The sequence below is a fragment of the Pseudoalteromonas luteoviolacea NCIMB 1944 genome (assembly GCF_001625565.1).
Classification (GTDB): Bacteria; Pseudomonadota; Gammaproteobacteria; order Enterobacterales; family Alteromonadaceae; genus Pseudoalteromonas; species Pseudoalteromonas luteoviolacea_F.
In genome coordinates this window covers 60215-75195 of sequence record NZ_AUXS01000041.1, presented here as the reverse complement: position 1 = coordinate 75195, position 14981 = coordinate 60215, and the positions used below count along the sequence as shown (strand labels likewise).

The 14981-nt window shown below is 42.5% G+C and carries 12 protein-coding genes and 4 tRNA genes; 5 read left to right on the top strand and 11 right to left on the bottom strand.

The window, feature by feature from the left end:
• Window positions 1-3: 3 nt before the first annotated feature.
• From rsxB to N483_RS15300, 7 genes are all read right to left on the bottom strand, one after another.
• Window positions 4-558, bottom strand: a complete 555-nt coding sequence (rsxB, locus tag N483_RS15330; protein WP_023399637.1) for an electron transport complex subunit RsxB — start codon at window positions 556-558, stop codon at window positions 4-6.
• A 1-nt stretch (window position 559) separates the two neighbouring features.
• On the bottom strand, window positions 560-1141 hold the full coding sequence (gene rsxA / locus N483_RS15325) for an electron transport complex subunit RsxA (RefSeq protein WP_023399636.1): 582 nt from the start codon (window positions 1139-1141) through the stop codon (window positions 560-562).
• 181 nt (window positions 1142-1322) lie between these two features.
• Entirely contained in the window at window positions 1323-3266 is a 1944-nt protein-coding gene (locus N483_RS15320) for an EAL domain-containing protein (protein WP_023399635.1), read from the bottom strand.
• Window positions 3267-3491: 225 nt separating this feature from the next.
• Window positions 3492-3568 (bottom strand) — tRNA-Asn (locus N483_RS15315).
• A 22-nt stretch (window positions 3569-3590) separates the two neighbouring features.
• A tRNA-Asn gene (locus N483_RS15310) sits at window positions 3591-3667 on the bottom strand.
• Between the two features lie 19 nt (window positions 3668-3686).
• Window positions 3687-3763 (bottom strand) — tRNA-Asn (locus tag N483_RS15305).
• 21 nt (window positions 3764-3784) lie between these two features.
• Window positions 3785-3861 (bottom strand) — tRNA-Asn (locus N483_RS15300).
• A gap of 1076 nt (window positions 3862-4937) precedes the next feature.
• Here N483_RS15300 and N483_RS15295 point away from each other — a divergent pair.
• The 3 genes from N483_RS15295 (at window position 4938) to N483_RS15285 (ending at window position 10734) form a co-directional block, all read left to right on the top strand.
• A complete protein-coding gene (locus N483_RS15295) occupies window positions 4938-6317 on the top strand; it encodes an MATE family efflux transporter (RefSeq protein ID WP_023400919.1) in 1380 nt (459 codons plus the stop codon).
• A complete protein-coding gene (gene uvrB, locus N483_RS15290) occupies window positions 6314-8332 on the top strand; it encodes an excinuclease ABC subunit UvrB (protein ID WP_023400918.1) in 2019 nt (672 codons plus the stop codon). The genes N483_RS15295 and uvrB overlap by 4 nt, the downstream gene beginning before the upstream one ends.
• A gap of 200 nt (window positions 8333-8532) precedes the next feature.
• Window positions 8533-10734, top strand: coding sequence for a tetratricopeptide repeat protein (locus N483_RS15285; protein ID WP_023400917.1), 2202 nt, complete (start codon window positions 8533-8535; stop codon window positions 10732-10734).
• Here the strand turns inward: N483_RS15285 and N483_RS15280 are convergent.
• Together N483_RS15280 and N483_RS15275 are read right to left on the bottom strand one after the other, a co-directional pair.
• Window positions 10718-11314 (bottom strand): porin family protein, encoded by a 597-nt coding sequence (locus N483_RS15280; RefSeq protein ID WP_023400916.1) that lies wholly within the window; start codon window positions 11312-11314, stop codon window positions 10718-10720. The two genes, N483_RS15285 and N483_RS15280, sit on opposite strands and share 17 nt — an antisense overlap.
• 111 nt (window positions 11315-11425) lie before the next feature.
• Entirely contained in the window at window positions 11426-12277 is an 852-nt protein-coding gene (locus N483_RS15275) for a LysR family transcriptional regulator (protein ID WP_023400915.1), read from the bottom strand.
• 109 nt (window positions 12278-12386) lie between these two features.
• Here N483_RS15275 and N483_RS15270 point away from each other — a divergent pair, with 109 nt between their 5' ends.
• Window positions 12387-13043 (top strand): glutathione S-transferase family protein, encoded by a 657-nt coding sequence (locus N483_RS15270; protein WP_023400914.1) that lies wholly within the window; start codon window positions 12387-12389, stop codon window positions 13041-13043.
• Between the two features lie 68 nt (window positions 13044-13111).
• Window positions 13112-13576, top strand: coding sequence for a GNAT family N-acetyltransferase (locus tag N483_RS15265; RefSeq protein WP_023400913.1), 465 nt, complete (start codon window positions 13112-13114; stop codon window positions 13574-13576).
• A 71-nt stretch (window positions 13577-13647) separates the two neighbouring features.
• On the opposite strand, the gene N483_RS15260 is transcribed toward N483_RS15265, so the two are convergent.
• A complete protein-coding gene (locus N483_RS15260; protein ID WP_023400912.1) occupies window positions 13648-14013 on the bottom strand; it encodes a hypothetical protein in 366 nt (121 codons plus the stop codon).
• Between the two features lie 161 nt (window positions 14014-14174).
• Window positions 14175-14939, bottom strand: coding sequence for a YdcF family protein (locus tag N483_RS15255; RefSeq protein ID WP_023400911.1), 765 nt, complete (start codon window positions 14937-14939; stop codon window positions 14175-14177).
• Window positions 14940-14981 lie beyond the last annotated feature (42 nt).

Sequence of the window (14981 nt, the reverse complement as noted above, 5' to 3'; positions counted from 1 at the left end):
CTCTCAATCAAGTTGTTTCACTGGAATGGCGTCTATTTGCCACTTCCAAGATTGTTTTGTTTCGGCGACTGGGATCATGTCTATGCAGTCAACGGGGCAGGGCTCTACGCATAAATCACATCCGGTACATTCGTCGGCAATGATAGTATGCATTTGTCGGGTCGCGCCGACAATCGCATCGACAGGGCATGCCTGGATGCATTTGGTACACCCAATGCATTCATCTTCGCGTATATAAGCGACTTTTTTAATTGGCTCAGCTTCTTCTCCACCGGCGAGCGGCTTTGCTTCAACGCCCATCAAGTCTGCGAGCTTTTTAACCGTTGCTTCACCACCCGGGGGACATTTATTGACATCGTCGCCATTGGCAATTGCTTCTGCATAAGGTCGGCAGCCTGGGTAGCCACATTGACCACACTGAGTTTGTGGTAAAATGGCATCAACCTGATCCACAATAGGGTTACTTTCAACACGGTACTTAATGGCTGCATAGCCTAAAATTAAGCCGAAGACGAGTGCGAGTGCACCGATAGCTATCAAAGCATACAGTAATGTCATTTTACAACTTCACCAATCCAGAAAAGCCCATAAATGCAAGCGACATAAGGCCTGCGGTGATCATGGCAATTGAAGCGCCTTTAAACGGGGTAGGGACGTCTGCAACGGCTAAACGCTCTCGCAGTGCAGCAAATAACACTAACACTAATGAAAAGCCTACAGCCGCGCCAAAACCATATACGGCAGAGCTAATAAATGTGTGCTCTTTTGTAATGTTAAGTAATGCCACTCCAAGAACAGCGCAGTTGGTGGTGATCAGTGGGAGGAAAATCCCCAGCAATCGGTATAAAGTAGGGCTGCTTTTTCTCACCACCATTTCTGTAAATTGCACAACCACGGCAATTACCAGTATAAAACTCATGGTGCGGAGAAAAGTCAGATCTAATGGCAGCAAGATATATTGATTAACTAAGTAACTGGTGACAGACGCAAGCGTTAAAACGAATGTGGTTGCCAATGACATACCTATGGCTGTTTCAAGTTTACTTGAAACCCCCATAAATGGACAAAGTCCCAAGAATTGAACCAATACAAAGTTGTTTACCAGCACCGTGCCGATAAGCAACAACATATACTCTGTCATTCATGCCCCTTAACTAACTATCTATCTGCGTTTCGCAACGTGTCATAAGACTGGAAATTCTAACAATTTTCCACGCTGAGATCACAACATTTAGCAGACTTTATTTGCATTGAAATGAAAAATTGGTAGGGAATGTTGACAATTCATGGAGGGATAAAGTATCCCTCCAAAACTTGTGGTTTTAGACTTCTTTGGGCTTTTCGATGTAATAACCTTGTACACCGTCGAGACAGAGCGTTTCAACGATGTGCTTTTCTTCTTGGCTTTCAACGCCTTCGGCAAAAACACTGACACCGATACGGTGCGCCAAATCAACCATTAAACGCATAAAATATTGATTGTTTTTGTCTTCTTCCAAGCCTCGGGTATAACTTGCGTCCATTTTGATAAAATCAGGTTTTAAATCCCTAAAGAATTTAAATGAGGTCAAGCCAACACCAAATCGCTCTACAGTGATACGTGCACCGACACGGTGAACCATATCTATAAAGCGTTTACTGGCTTTGATATTTTGTTGTAAGCCAAACTCACTGACCTCAAAAATGAGCTTAGATGCCAAGTTACCATCTTTAAGTAGTCTTCTTTCTAGCCAGATCACAAATTGATCGCTGTGGGCACTAGAGGCGGTAACATTGATGCCAAAAAACTTTTCGTTGAAATTACGTGTTTTTATTAATTCAAGTGAGCTATCAATTATCAGTTGGTCAATCTCAATAGCCATGTCGAGCTTTTCAGCCATGGCTAAGAAGGAAGCCGTCGGCAGCATTTGATTGTCTTCAGTTTTGAAGCGCGATTGGATCTCGGCATAGGCTTTGACATTTTTACCGATAGGCATAATGTTTTGCATCATCAGGTTAACACGGCGGCTGTCGATAACTTCCCGAATGACTCGGCGCCAGTTTTGGTTACCAAACCCAGCACCTACATTATTAACAATGTCACTTTCGCGCTGTAAATGCCACGCGTTAGCTTGTTTACTTTGCGCCATGCTCATTGCGTTATCGACGACAGAGAGGAGCTCTCCAAGGGGTTTGCCGGACTCATAGGACACAATACCTGCGTTTGCAACGGAGGCCAGCTCTTGGTTTTGCTGGTATTGGGTAAATCTAGCCTGAAGTGTCTCACCAAATTGCTCGGCCTCTTTTGAAGGAACATTTGGTAGAATAACGGCAAAGTCAGAGCTGTTGAGTCTGAAAACTTGGCTTCCTGTATAGGTGCCGCTAACGTGCTTAACAATATCTGACACGGCACGAATATATTCATCCCCTTTTTGATAACCACGAGTTTGGTTGATCATTTGCAATTCACTACAACGGATCATTGCCAAAGTACCAAAGCTTTTATTGTTCGCCTGTTCAATTTGATGTTCGTAATACTCTACAAACATATTGCGGTTGCCAAGCCCAGTTACAACATCTTTATAAGCTTCTTGCTTTATAGAGTGTGCAGCTGACTTAATATCTTCTTGTTTACTTTTCAGAAAGTGGGCTAAGCGATTAAAAGAGGGGGCTAATTCTGCGCCCAGTTCGGTAACTTTACCGGTATTGAAGTCTTCTTCTATGCTTTCTGTTACTTGGTTTTGCGTAATATACACATCAACGGCGTTGGCAACAGTCATACTGACATTGCGATTCAGTTTTTTATAGATGGCTTGCATATAAAAGATAGGAATAAAAGCAACAAGCGCAGAAATCAATAACATTAATAGCAGTGACTGCTGCAACAATGAAGCTTGACTCTGAGCATTGATCACAAACTCTATTTTGATGTCTTTGGTTTTATTGACAGCAAATTGTGGTCGAATGGAATTAAAGGTGTTGGCAATGAGATCAGCTAAAAATGGTAGCTGGGTAGGGGCGCCCAGTTGCAAAACTGCTTGGCCGGAAAAGTCTCTTACTATAAAAGTAGAAAAAACATTTCCATTACTCAATGACAGGCGAATATGTTCTGGGGTCATATCATTCATGGTTTTTTCTTGAATGTAATTACTGACCATTTGTTGTGCGCTCATTTGCGCACGACTTACAGCGCTGTCAAAGCTTGAAGCAACAAAAAAGCTGCCCACCGCAGAGAAAAGTAACCAAGATGCAAATTGTAGAAATATGAGTTTTTTAAAGCCTGCCATTATTAATCTTCTGCCTGAAAATGGAAGAAATACCCTTTAGCATTAGTAAATGAATATAATGCTGCCAAACATAAATCGGGATTACTGAGAATTGCTCATATTGAAAATACGCTAAGCGTGCATTTCGATATAGGTAGTAGTCCTAATTATATAGCAAAAATTCACCAGTCAAGGTGCTTGTAGAGTAGAGCATTGATAGGAAAAAGTCTAACATATTCTGAGAATTGGCTCCCCCTCCCCGACTCGAACGGGGGACCTGCGGATTAACAGTCCGTCGCTCTAACCAACTGAGCTAAGGGGGAACAATAGAATGATAAGAGTAGTTGGCTCCCCCTCCCCGACTCGAACGGGGGACCTGCGGATTAACAGTCCGTCGCTCTAACCAACTGAGCTAAGGGGGAACTACACTTTATAACGATTTGGCTCCCCCTCCCCGACTCGAACGGGGGACCTGCGGATTAACAGTCCGTCGCTCTAACCAACTGAGCTAAGGGGGAATCGTTATATGTTTAGAAACTTGGCTCCCCCTCCCCGACTCGAACGGGGGACCTGCGGATTAACAGTCCGTCGCTCTAACCAACTGAGCTAAGGGGGAAGCATGTCTCTCAACGGGGCGAAATATTAATGACGACACGGCGAAGTGTCAACAATAAAAATCACAGTTATGCAAAAAAACTGTCTTTTCGATGGATTAATCAACAATTAAGCTTTTTTTTAATCATCTTTAACTTTGGAACAGTGGACGTGAGCGCAGATTAGATATGAAATAGGGAGCTATTTACAGGATCGCAGCGATATGAGTTCGCAAATTTATCTTTCTCATGTCTGTATTAAGAACCCACATAATTAAGTTATTGCGTGTTTTTTGTGGTTTATGTCTCAAAATTATTCGAAAGGACTATTTTTTGCACTTTTTCTGAGATCGTAGATTTTGATAAAGTTGATCCTAATAGGGATCTTAAAAGTAGATTAGTTTGCACTTCTTTTACAGTCGATTTGGTAAATATTTTACTCAAATTTTACCTATTTAATGCATAGGCTAGCCATCTGTTTTTTAAAAGCTACTTAAAAACAATCTGTTATGTGTTTTTTACCTATCATTTGGCCGCTTGCATATTTGTCAAATTGGGCTACACACGAGCAAAAAAACGCAAAGAATGGGTGTGATCATGGCTATTAAATAAAATGATCATTTAAATAAAATGAATTGGCCGATATGATCCCTGCCTAGGCCTTTATTTTTAAAGGCTCTACAAACTTATCCACGGAATCTGTGGATAACATTGTTTATTAATCTTTAAGAACTCTACGAAAGCTAAGTAAACCGTGGCATTAGAGGGAAGCAATAGTTTTTTATGTTTTTTTAAATTTCAATAAAATCATGTATATAGCTCTTTTGGTTAGAATTCATGGCAGATGTGAGTATTTTTAAAGATTTATTTCAACATTGTTTGGTTGATGTGCAAAAAGTGAGCCGAAGAATGACTGAATCTGAAACAAAATTGACATTTTTTGTTCAGAGGTCTGTTTGACAAAGAATTGGGCAAAAAAACCAATTTTAGCTGTGTTAATCCTTTTTTGTGCTTCAATCGTATTGCGCACAATAATAGCATGGCATCATCCAGTATGATGATTTAGAATGATGGGCTGTTATACGAGGTATCATAATTTATGTCCGCAGTACGCCAATCTAGTTCCCATAGTGATATTTTGAGTGGCTCTATTCCAGCTACGTTAAAGCGTATGACTGTGCCAATGATATTTGGCATGATCATGTTGATGAGCTTCAATTTAGTCGATACGTTCTTTATCAGTTTACTAGGCACCAAGCCGCTTGCCGCGGTGAGTTTCACCTTTCCTGTTACATTCACCATTATTAGCTTAGCGATTGGTCTAGGCATTGGTACTTCTGCTGTGATAGCGAAAGCTCTGGGTAGTAAAAATATAGAAGAAGCCAAATTTGATGCATTTGTTTCTCTTGTATTGGCGGCTGTCTTGGTCGCGCTGTTGGCTGGAGTAGGGTATTTGTTGATGGACCCAATATTTACACTTTTGGGGGCAGATGAAACCACACTTCCTTATATACATGAGTATATGAATGTATGGTTCTTTGGCGCAGTATTTTTGATCACGCCAATGATCGGCAATTCGGTGCTTCGAGCATCAGGGGACACCAAGACCCCAAGCATGATTATGGGGCTGGGCGGTCTCATTAATGCAGTGTTGGATCCAATACTCATTTTTGGTTTAGGGCCTATTCCTGAGATGGGCGTACAAGGGGCTGCAATTGCATCGGTAGTTGCATGGGCCGTTGGTGTGGTGGTAATTATTTACTTACTGGCAGTAAAAAAACGTCTTTTAAGCTGCTCAAGCCCTACCCAAAGTACTTGGGAGGCTGTATCCAAAATTATGAAAATAGGTTTGCCGGCGGCTGGTGCGAATATGCTGACGCCTATTGCAATGGCTGTGATGACTGCAATCGTTGCAACTTATGGTGCGCAAGCTGTTGCGGCATTTGGCGTGGGAAGTCGTATCGAGTCTATTGCTTGTTTGGTTATTTTGGCATTATCGATGACCTTACCTCCTTTTGTTAGCCAAAATTATGGAGCGGGTAATTTTGCAAGGGTCAAAGAAGCCTATACCAGAACACTTAGATTTGTACTTGTTTGGCAATTTGCAATTTACATCGTTTTACTCCTCACAGCGCACTGGGTGAGTCAAGCTTTTGGTAATGAACCTGAAGTCATAGAAATTATTAAGCTCTTCATTTACACGTTGCCGCTTAGTTATGGCTTACAGGGGATCATTATACTAACCAATTCATCTTTCAATGCTTTACATAAACCAATGAATGCGTTGATCTTAAGTATTGTTCGACTGTTTGTTTTTTATATACCCTGCGCTTATATTGGTTCTCATATTGCGGGGTTAACAGGACTGTTTATTGGCGCTGCAATTGGTAACTTATTTACAGCTGTTTCAGCGTATATGTGGTTTAGAAAAACCCTAAACAACATGCAACATGAACGTCTTGAGGTGCAACCTTCATGAATGAATCTTTTGAGTTAGTATCCGAATTTTCACCAAATGGTGATCAGCCGACTGCGATTGCTCAGCTGTGTGATGGTCTAGAGGCCGGGCTTGCCCATCAAACCTTACTAGGTGCAACGGGTACAGGTAAAACCTTTACGATGGCGAATATTATTCACAAGCTAAATCGCCCAACTATTATTATGGCGCACAACAAAACGCTAGCGGCACAATTATATGGCGAAATGAAAGAGTTTTTCCCAAACAATGCCGTCGAATACTTTGTTTCTTATTATGACTATTACCAGCCCGAAGCCTATGTTGTAGCCAGTGATACTTTTATTGAAAAAGACGCTTCGATCAATGATCATATTGAGCAGATGAGATTGTCTGCTACCAAGGCACTGCTCGAAAGAAGGGACACTATTATTGTCGCTTCGGTCTCTGCGATTTATGGTTTGGGTGATCCCGACTCTTATATGAAAATGATGCTGTTGCTCAAAGTGGGTGAAACCATGGAGCAGCGGGCTATGCTCCGTCGCTTGGCTGAACTGCAATATACTCGCAATGACATGGATTTCTCGCGCGGTACATACCGAGTGCGTGGAGAGGTTATTGATATCTTCCCAGCTGAATCAGAAACACAAGCGGTACGGGTTGAAATGTTTGATGATGAGATCGAACGTATCAGTTTATTTGATCCGCTAACCGGTGCAGTCGACAAACACCTAGTCAGAGCAACCATCTACCCAAAAACGCATTACGTTACGCCAAGAGAAAAAATACTCGATGCGATTGATAAGATCAAAGGCGAGCTAAAAGAGCGCAGAGCATATTTGATGGATGCAAATAAACTCGTAGAAGAGCAGCGAGTTGCGCAGCGTACGCAATACGATATCGAAATGATGCAAGAGCTGGGCTTTTGTTCAGGCATTGAAAACTACAGTCGATACTTGTCTGGCAGAGCACCAGGTGAGCCACCCCCGACTTTACTCGATTATTTGCCAGATGATGCATTGATGATCATTGATGAATCACACGTCACGGTCTCGCAAGTTGGTGCTATGTATAAAGGGGATCGAAGTCGGAAAGAAAATCTTGTTGAGTATGGCTTTAGGTTACCTTCGGCAATGGATAATCGACCGTTAAAATTCGAAGAGTTTGAATCTATTGCCCCTCAGACGATCTACGTGTCGGCTACACCGGGTGACTATGAACTTGAACGCTCAAGTGGCGAAGTCGCTGAGCAGGTGATCCGTCCGACAGGTTTACTTGATCCCGTGCTTGAAGTGCGCCCAGTGACAACGCAAGTTGATGATCTGTTATCTGAGATTTATCAGCGCGTCGAGTTGAAAGAGCGTGTTTTAGTGACTACTTTAACGAAGAGAATGGCTGAAGATCTCACCGATTATCTAAATGATCACGATGTCAAAGTGCGATATTTGCACTCTGATATAGATACGGTTGAGAGAATGGAGATCATTCGAGATCTTAGGAAAGGTGTTTTTGATGTATTGGTCGGGATAAACTTGTTGCGTGAGGGTCTCGATATGCCGGAAGTTTCACTAGTGGCTATTCTAGATGCTGACAAAGAGGGGTTTTTACGCTCGACTCGATCGCTAATTCAGACCATAGGTCGTGCAGCTAGACACCTTAATGGAAAGGCGATTCTATATGGCGATCGGATCACGCGCTCGATGCGCGCTGCGATTGATGAAACTGAGCGTCGACGTGAAAAGCAGCAAGCCTACAACGAGCAGCACGGTATTGTGCCGCAAGCCTTAAATAAAAAGATCACCGATGTGATGGATTTGGGCGAAGAAGTGCAAGAGATTGATCATACAAACTCAAATAAAGTGAAGCAGGGTAAAGGTCTACCAATATCGACAGCAGGTAAATCAACGGCTCAGCTGACCGAACAGATAGCTCAGCTAGAAACTCAGATGATGACGCATGCACGTGAATTGGAGTTTGAAAAAGCGGCGCAAGTTCGTGATCAAATCCAACTTTTACAGCAGCAGCTTTTAAATAGTTAAAGTAGGGAAAAAATACCAAGTACAGATATAACACGACTCTTTTGCTGGCTTATTTATAAACAATAGGTGCTAAGTTGGCGAAAAACGGTTAAATTATCTAGTGTATGAAGTGGGCAAAGCGTAGCACCTGAATATCCAGCGAGTGCAGCTGAACCATTTATAGTTATCGAAATGCCATTTTGTGAGAGTCGCTCTGTACTGTGTTATTTGGTCACCAAGTTAGTTTATTACTCATTTTATTGTTATCAATACCGCTCACTTATGCGAGTGATCAGCAGGTACAGACTTCATTATCTCAACTTTCCCTCTCATTGGAACAAAATCCAAAACAAACATTAGTCAAAGTAGATGAGCTTAATCAGCTATTTATACACCCGCAGCCAAGTTCACGTTTTTGGTTTGAACTTAAAATTATTGAAGTCAAAGCAAAGACTAAACTAGGACACTTTATGGAGGCTAAACAGCATCTATATGAATTAGAGTCTTATCTCCCCGTAATGAGTACATTCAAGGAAGCGCCAGCACAGATCAAATTGCTGCAGGCCCAGTTAGCAATTAAACAAAGCGATATAAGTACGGGGTTACTGCTATTGGAGCAAGCACGAAATCTGGTGCCAAAAGAACACCTGACTTTACGAAGTGACATATTACATTTACTCGCTCGAGCTTTGAGGTATCAAGCTAACTACAGTGAGGCAGAGCGGGTCATTAAAGATGCCATTTCCTTGGTTGCTCCGATCCAAGACAAAGCGCGTTTAGCCAAGTACTACAATCAGTTAGGTGTGATCTACGATTACATGGGGAGTTTGCAACTCGCTCTACGTTTTCACGAAAAGTCGCTTAACATACAGCGTCAGCTACAAAATCAGCAGGGGATATCCAACTCACTGTATAATATTGGCGAAATTTATCGAGATCTAGAAAAGTACCCACAGGCACTTCAGCATTTTAAGCAGGCTTTAGAAGTGGACAAGGCGCTTGGTGATCCGATTCATATCGCTAACAGCCACGGTAAACTAAGCCAAGTTCATTTGCAGCTCGGAAAGATAAGCGAAGCACTAGATCATAGTCAAGAAGGTATCAAACTCGCACGCGCCAGTGGCGCTAATAGCGATCTTGCCTGGCAGCTGAGTATATTAGCCAATATTTATGTTGCACAGTCAGCTTTGGCACAGGCTTTATCAGTGGCGCAAGAAGCTTTAGAACTTGCAATTGAGGCGAAAGCGAAACGAACAGAACACACTGTTCGCATCGTCATTATAGAGATCCGTCTAGCTCAAGCTCAATACAAGAAGGCGTTATCTGAAATCGAAGCTGTGATGGCACTGCCGGGAATTGGCAACTCATATCGCGCTACTTTGCTGAAATATCAGGCGCAAGCATTACAGCAGCTAGAAGAGTATAAGCTCGCAATGCTCAGCCTTGAAGCATTTATAGATACTAAAACTCAGCTATATCATGATCTAGATAAACAGCAAGCCCTGACCATGCAGCAAAACGTAGAGTTTATACGGCAAGAGCAGGCTTTGAAGCTGATCCAAAATGAACAAGACCTGGCAAAAGCAACCCTAGAAAACTTAAAACTACAGCGTGGCATGGGGGCGTCGTTGCTATTATGCTTTATGGCTGTTGCCATCTATATATACAAAAGACAAAAACAGAAGCAGCAATTTGTTGAGCTAGAGTCCGACATGATGGCTGAATCTCTCGCTCAGAAAAATCGCTTATTGGCTGATGTCTCTCACGAACTAAGAACCCCACTTGCGGCTTTAAAATTGACTGTAGAAGCAATGCAGCACAATATAGAGCCTGATCCAGTCAAAGGTTTTTTGAAAATCCAGAAAAAGATCAGCCATCTCGATAATTTAATAAAAGATATCTACCAATCGGCGCAATTTGATAATGATGCCATGGTGTTAGATAAACAGCCTGTAGATGTCAGCATATTGCTTAAAGAAATTGTCGAGGAATTTCAGCCTATGTATGCGACCAAGCAACAAACCTTGTCATTTTCTGAAAAAGTGCACGACTCTATTTGTAATTTGGATGCAGCGAGGATCCGACAGGTTATTTTTAATCTTTTGAGAAATAGTCATTTTTATACCAGTTCAAGCGGAAAAACTCAGATATCCATGAATGTGAATGAAAAGGGATTGACGGTCTTAGTCGAGGACTCATTTCCAGGTGTCGCCAATGAAGATTTAGAGAAAATATTTGAGCGGCTGTATCGCTGCGAGGGGTCACGCAGCAGAGATCATGGAGGTTCGGGCCTTGGCTTGGCGATCTGTCAGCAGATCATCCAAGCACACAAGGGGGAGATCAGTGCTTCACACAGCGAAATGGGCGGAGTTGCCATTACGCTGTATATACCACATCAGAGTTTACTTAAAAGCGATAGCTGACACCAACGCCTAGTGCAGATACGTCCAGGTCACCCATATCTAGGTACTGATAGCTGACGTTCATCGCCATGCCATTTTGCCAGTCGTACTGCCACCCTAGTTCAGCGACAAAGCCGACACCATCATCCTCTTCTAAGGTTTTGCTACCTCGGTTGAGTTCATAATCATAAAAGTTAGCACCTAATTTACCGTATAGAGAGTTTCGCTCTGTCAATTTATACTGGCCTTTGGCCGCGACGATCAAATTGCCATATTCCAAATCGTTTGCACCTATTTCGAATAAGGTTTTGTTCAATTGAGTACACGTGAACTTTCTGTTTTGTGTGTCTGTGCATTCCCACTTATCTGAGTCACCACCGCCGTTTAGACCTACTTCAAGCGCCCAAGTTGGGTCAAATTGATAGTTGTAATAAACGTACAATTGGCCAACGCCGTCGCCATCTTGGCTCGAACTTTTGTAAGATGCTGAGCCACCAGATAACTGGGCACCCACTCTGTGCTTATCATCGCTGATGTTTGCCATTGTTGAAAAAGAAGTTGCCGCAGCCAGTACTAGTGAGAGTAGAGATAAAGTTTTCATTACGCATATTCCATTTGGTTAACTTGTGACTCAGTTTAGGGAGAAGGCCTGTGAGAGTCTGTGGCACCGTTGTCAAAAAATGTAAGGGTCAGTGAAAATATGCGAAAAACACTATTGTGTGCTAAAGCGATATTGAAATTGCTGACAGATCTGTTCAACTTGGCTTTGGGAAACTACGGCAGAGGAGCCACTGTGTTTTACTAAAGCGATTTCGATACTTGGTAGTGGTGGTAGTCGGGGATCTTTCAGTACAGGTAGGGCGTTTCGGCTCAAATTAGCCATAGCGGATATTGCGAGATCTTGTTTAACCAAGCCGCGTAGTGCACTGGCACTGCCTGAACAAGCGATAACACTAAAAGCTTGATTCTGTTTCATCAAGCCTTCAATTGCCGCTTGATGAAATCGACACTCTTTTTGAAAAACGGCAAGAGGAAGTGTTGATTGTTCTAAAAGGTTGGCTTGGTTTGCGCCAACCCAGACACCATGATCCTGACAAAGTAAATAGCCTTGCTCTGAATTGGCACTGCGTGTCACGATGGCGAGGTCGAGTAACCCTTGATCTAATTGACTTAATAATTGTGGGCTTGAAGCACATGTAACTTGCAGGTCTAGGTGTTCTACATTGTGGTGCAAAAGTTCAATGAGCGTAGGCAGGACAGACTCGGCATAATCATCGGGGCACCCTAGCTGGAGCAGTGTCTTGGGCGTTGCAGAAGCTAAGTTCGTCAATGCACTTTGCTGCAGTTGGACTATTTTTTTTGCGTAGCCCACCAAAGCCATGCCTTCACTGGTTAAATGTAGTTGTCGCCCTTCTTTAACAAACAGCTGCTGCCCTATGTCCTGTTGCAACTTCTTCATTTGCATGCTGATTGCAGATTGTGTTTTGTGCATTTGTGTGGCTGTGCGTGTAAAGCTGCCGGTTTCGACAAATGCCAGAAAACTCTTTAAAGCTTCTATATCCATGTATCAAATATATTGATGTATTGTATTTAAATTATCCGCTAGTTTTAGTTGAAATTGCAATCTAGCATTAACTGTCTTTTCAAAGAGTTTTAAATTTAAAGGAGTTACGATGCAGTTATTTATTGGTAATAAAAATTATTCTACATGGTCACTGAGAGCTTGGTTACTACTTGAAAAATTTGATGTGGACTATGAAGAAGTGAAGCTTGGCTTAGAAACTGAGCAATTTTACAATACCTTAGAAAATATCAGTCCAACATTAAAAGTGCCGACATTAGTTGATGGTAAAGTGACTGTATGGGAGTCCCTCGCTATTTTGGAATATATCAATGAAACTTACTTATCGGGGCAAGCCTTACCTAAAAATCGTGAACAAAGGGCACGTGCACGGGCATTGTGTGCTGAAATGCACAGCGGATTTACGGCACTAAAAAATGCAATGCCTATGAATATTAGAGCGAAGCGTCATGTTGAAGTCGATGCAAAAGTGTCAACAGACATTCAGAGAATTGAAGATATTTTTACCGAGCAAATGCAACATGGCCATCAAGGAGATTGGTTGTTTGGTCATTGGACAATAGTAGACGCCATGTATGCCCCGGTGTGTATGCGTTTTTATACGTATGGCGTCACACTTAACGAAACAGCTTCGAGGTATATTGACCATGTATTGGCTTGTCCTGTACTGGGCAAGTGGCGTGAGCAGGCGCTACTTGAACATGAAGTCGTCGAGTGTGATGAAGCTGGCACAGAACGAACAGAGTAAGTAATCACTCCATAATTTAGCCCAAATTTAGGGGTAGCATTGAGGGAGTTGTATTGATAGGAAAGAGTATGGAACTCGTCGCCGTAAATGATTTAAACCAAGCTGTGTACTATAACCTTGCACAAGCTTATGAAGCTGAGTTCTCTAAATTAACTGAAAAAGTGCCACGACAAGATGGCATGTTTGAGCTAGATACAGATATTGCACAGGAGCAAGTGTCTGCTTTTGTCTGCTATGTATCGGGCGTGCCTGCCGGGATTGCTGCTATTTATATGCACAGTGACAAAGATATGGAAATTGCTGAGTTTTATATTGTACCAGTATTTAGAAAAGCAAAGTTAGGGACTCAGTTTGCGCATGCACTATGGGCGATGTATCCAGGCAGTTGGACGATAAAGCAAATTGCTGGGGCGGGTTATGCCACAGAGTTTTGGCGCAGTGCTATTTTAAAGTTGCCGGGTTTAGATTTGATTGAAGATGAATATGTAGATCCATACTGGGGGAAGGTAACAAGACAGCGTTTTGAATGTTAGATTTGTTTTAGGTTGGTTTAGGGAAATGAGGGTGCCGACATAGATGAATGTGGCACCACACATTTTAGTGCTTAAACAACACCGCGAGGAAGACGACAGTCGTGGTCTTTCTCTGCAAGCTCTACAATCCAAGCTTCCTCAGCTTTAAAGCCTTCTTCGTTTGCTGTTACAACGTTAAAAGCTGCTGCTTTTGCCTTAACAGCAGGAGCTGCTTTTTTAGTTGCCGGCTTTTTAGCTGGCTTTTCTTCCGCTTTAGCGCCAGCAGAACCTGAAGTTAGCTCTTCGGTTAATGCCGCGACGTCAGCTAGGCGCATATTTTTGCCGCCATCAATGCTGTACCAGCCTGGTTTGATTGTGATTTCAGGCTTTTTGCCATTCACAGCTTCATAAGCAGCTTCAAATGCGCTTAGAACTTCAGTCTTATCAAGTTTACTCATCGTAGATCCCAGTCGTGTTGTACGTGGATACGCAGGTTAAGAATAAACGCCATTTATACCTATTTTTGAGCAATTTTTCAATTTTTTGCGTTTTTAAGCACAGATTCAAGTTTCATTAGGTCTAACTTTATGCAATTTACACCTTTTTACCGTCCATGTGCTTACAGGGCTTCACTATCTAGCGCTCTTCTAAGGGTTATCCACTTTTGGCCAATCCACTCGTGAGTATAGGTTGTAATGGCGTTTAATACGCTGCTAGAGGCAATAAATTTCAGATAAGTGGGCGTATTGTGATAGCTGAATACTTCCACTGGCGAAGGGTACGTATCAATTCCTTGTGCGGAAAAGAGGTCTTGTGCGCGATGCATGTGGCTGGCTGACGTAACGAGGATCACCTTGCTGTCTACTAAACGCGGCGCTAAAAGTTTGGCCTCTTGAGCAGTATCATACGCTTGTGGGTTTTGTCTAATGCGATGTGAACTGATCCCTATAGATAGGGCGGCTTGTGCCATCAACTCGCTACTTGTGACATTGCTTAGTCCTGCGCCGGAGACAATTAACTCGGCATTTGGATAAATGCGTGCCAGTCTGATGCCCTCAATAAGCCTTGCTATACCGGTACTCGAAAGTTGTTGGTTGGCTGTCAGTTTTGTATTGGGGTGCACGCCGCTGCCCAGAACGACAATTGCATCAATCTGCGAGTGTGCTTTTACAGAGAATGTTTTCTGAGTTTGCTCTTTGGGCGTAATTATGAAGTTTGCAAAAAAAGGGGTACTGATCATCCATAAGGTTAGAACGGTGCTTAAACAGGCTAGGTAGCTCTTTTTGTTTGCTTTAGAGGTAAGCAGTAATAAAAGAAAAATAATAATAAGAGACATCGGTAGCGGCATCAGCAGGCTACCGATAATTTTTTTTAGTTCAAACATAATTAGCTCTAACTTTCCCAGTTAGAGCTAGTTTAACCTGTC

Coding starts and splice junctions, on each gene's coding strand:
- rsxB (WP_023399637.1), bottom strand. CDS start 558: ATGACATTACTGTATGCTTTGATAGCTATCGGTGCACTCGCACTCGTC.
- N483_RS15265 (WP_023400913.1), top strand. CDS start 13,112: ATGGAACTCGTCGCCGTAAATGATTTAAACCAAGCTGTGTACTATAAC.
- rsxA (WP_023399636.1), bottom strand. CDS start 1,141: ATGACAGAGTATATGTTGTTGCTTATCGGCACGGTGCTGGTAAACAAC.
- N483_RS15320 (WP_023399635.1), bottom strand. CDS start 3,266: ATGGCAGGCTTTAAAAAACTCATATTTCTACAATTTGCATCTTGGTTA.
- N483_RS15280 (WP_023400916.1), bottom strand. CDS start 11,314: ATGAAAACTTTATCTCTACTCTCACTAGTACTGGCTGCGGCAACTTCT.
- N483_RS15255 (WP_023400911.1), bottom strand. CDS start 14,939: ATGTTTGAACTAAAAAAAATTATCGGTAGCCTGCTGATGCCGCTACCG.
- N483_RS15295 (WP_023400919.1), top strand. CDS start 4,938: ATGTCCGCAGTACGCCAATCTAGTTCCCATAGTGATATTTTGAGTGGC.
- N483_RS15275 (WP_023400915.1), bottom strand. CDS start 12,277: ATGGATATAGAAGCTTTAAAGAGTTTTCTGGCATTTGTCGAAACCGGC.
- N483_RS15270 (WP_023400914.1), top strand. CDS start 12,387: ATGCAGTTATTTATTGGTAATAAAAATTATTCTACATGGTCACTGAGA.
- uvrB (WP_023400918.1), top strand. CDS start 6,314: ATGAATGAATCTTTTGAGTTAGTATCCGAATTTTCACCAAATGGTGAT.
- N483_RS15260 (WP_023400912.1), bottom strand. CDS start 14,013: ATGAGTAAACTTGATAAGACTGAAGTTCTAAGCGCATTTGAAGCTGCT.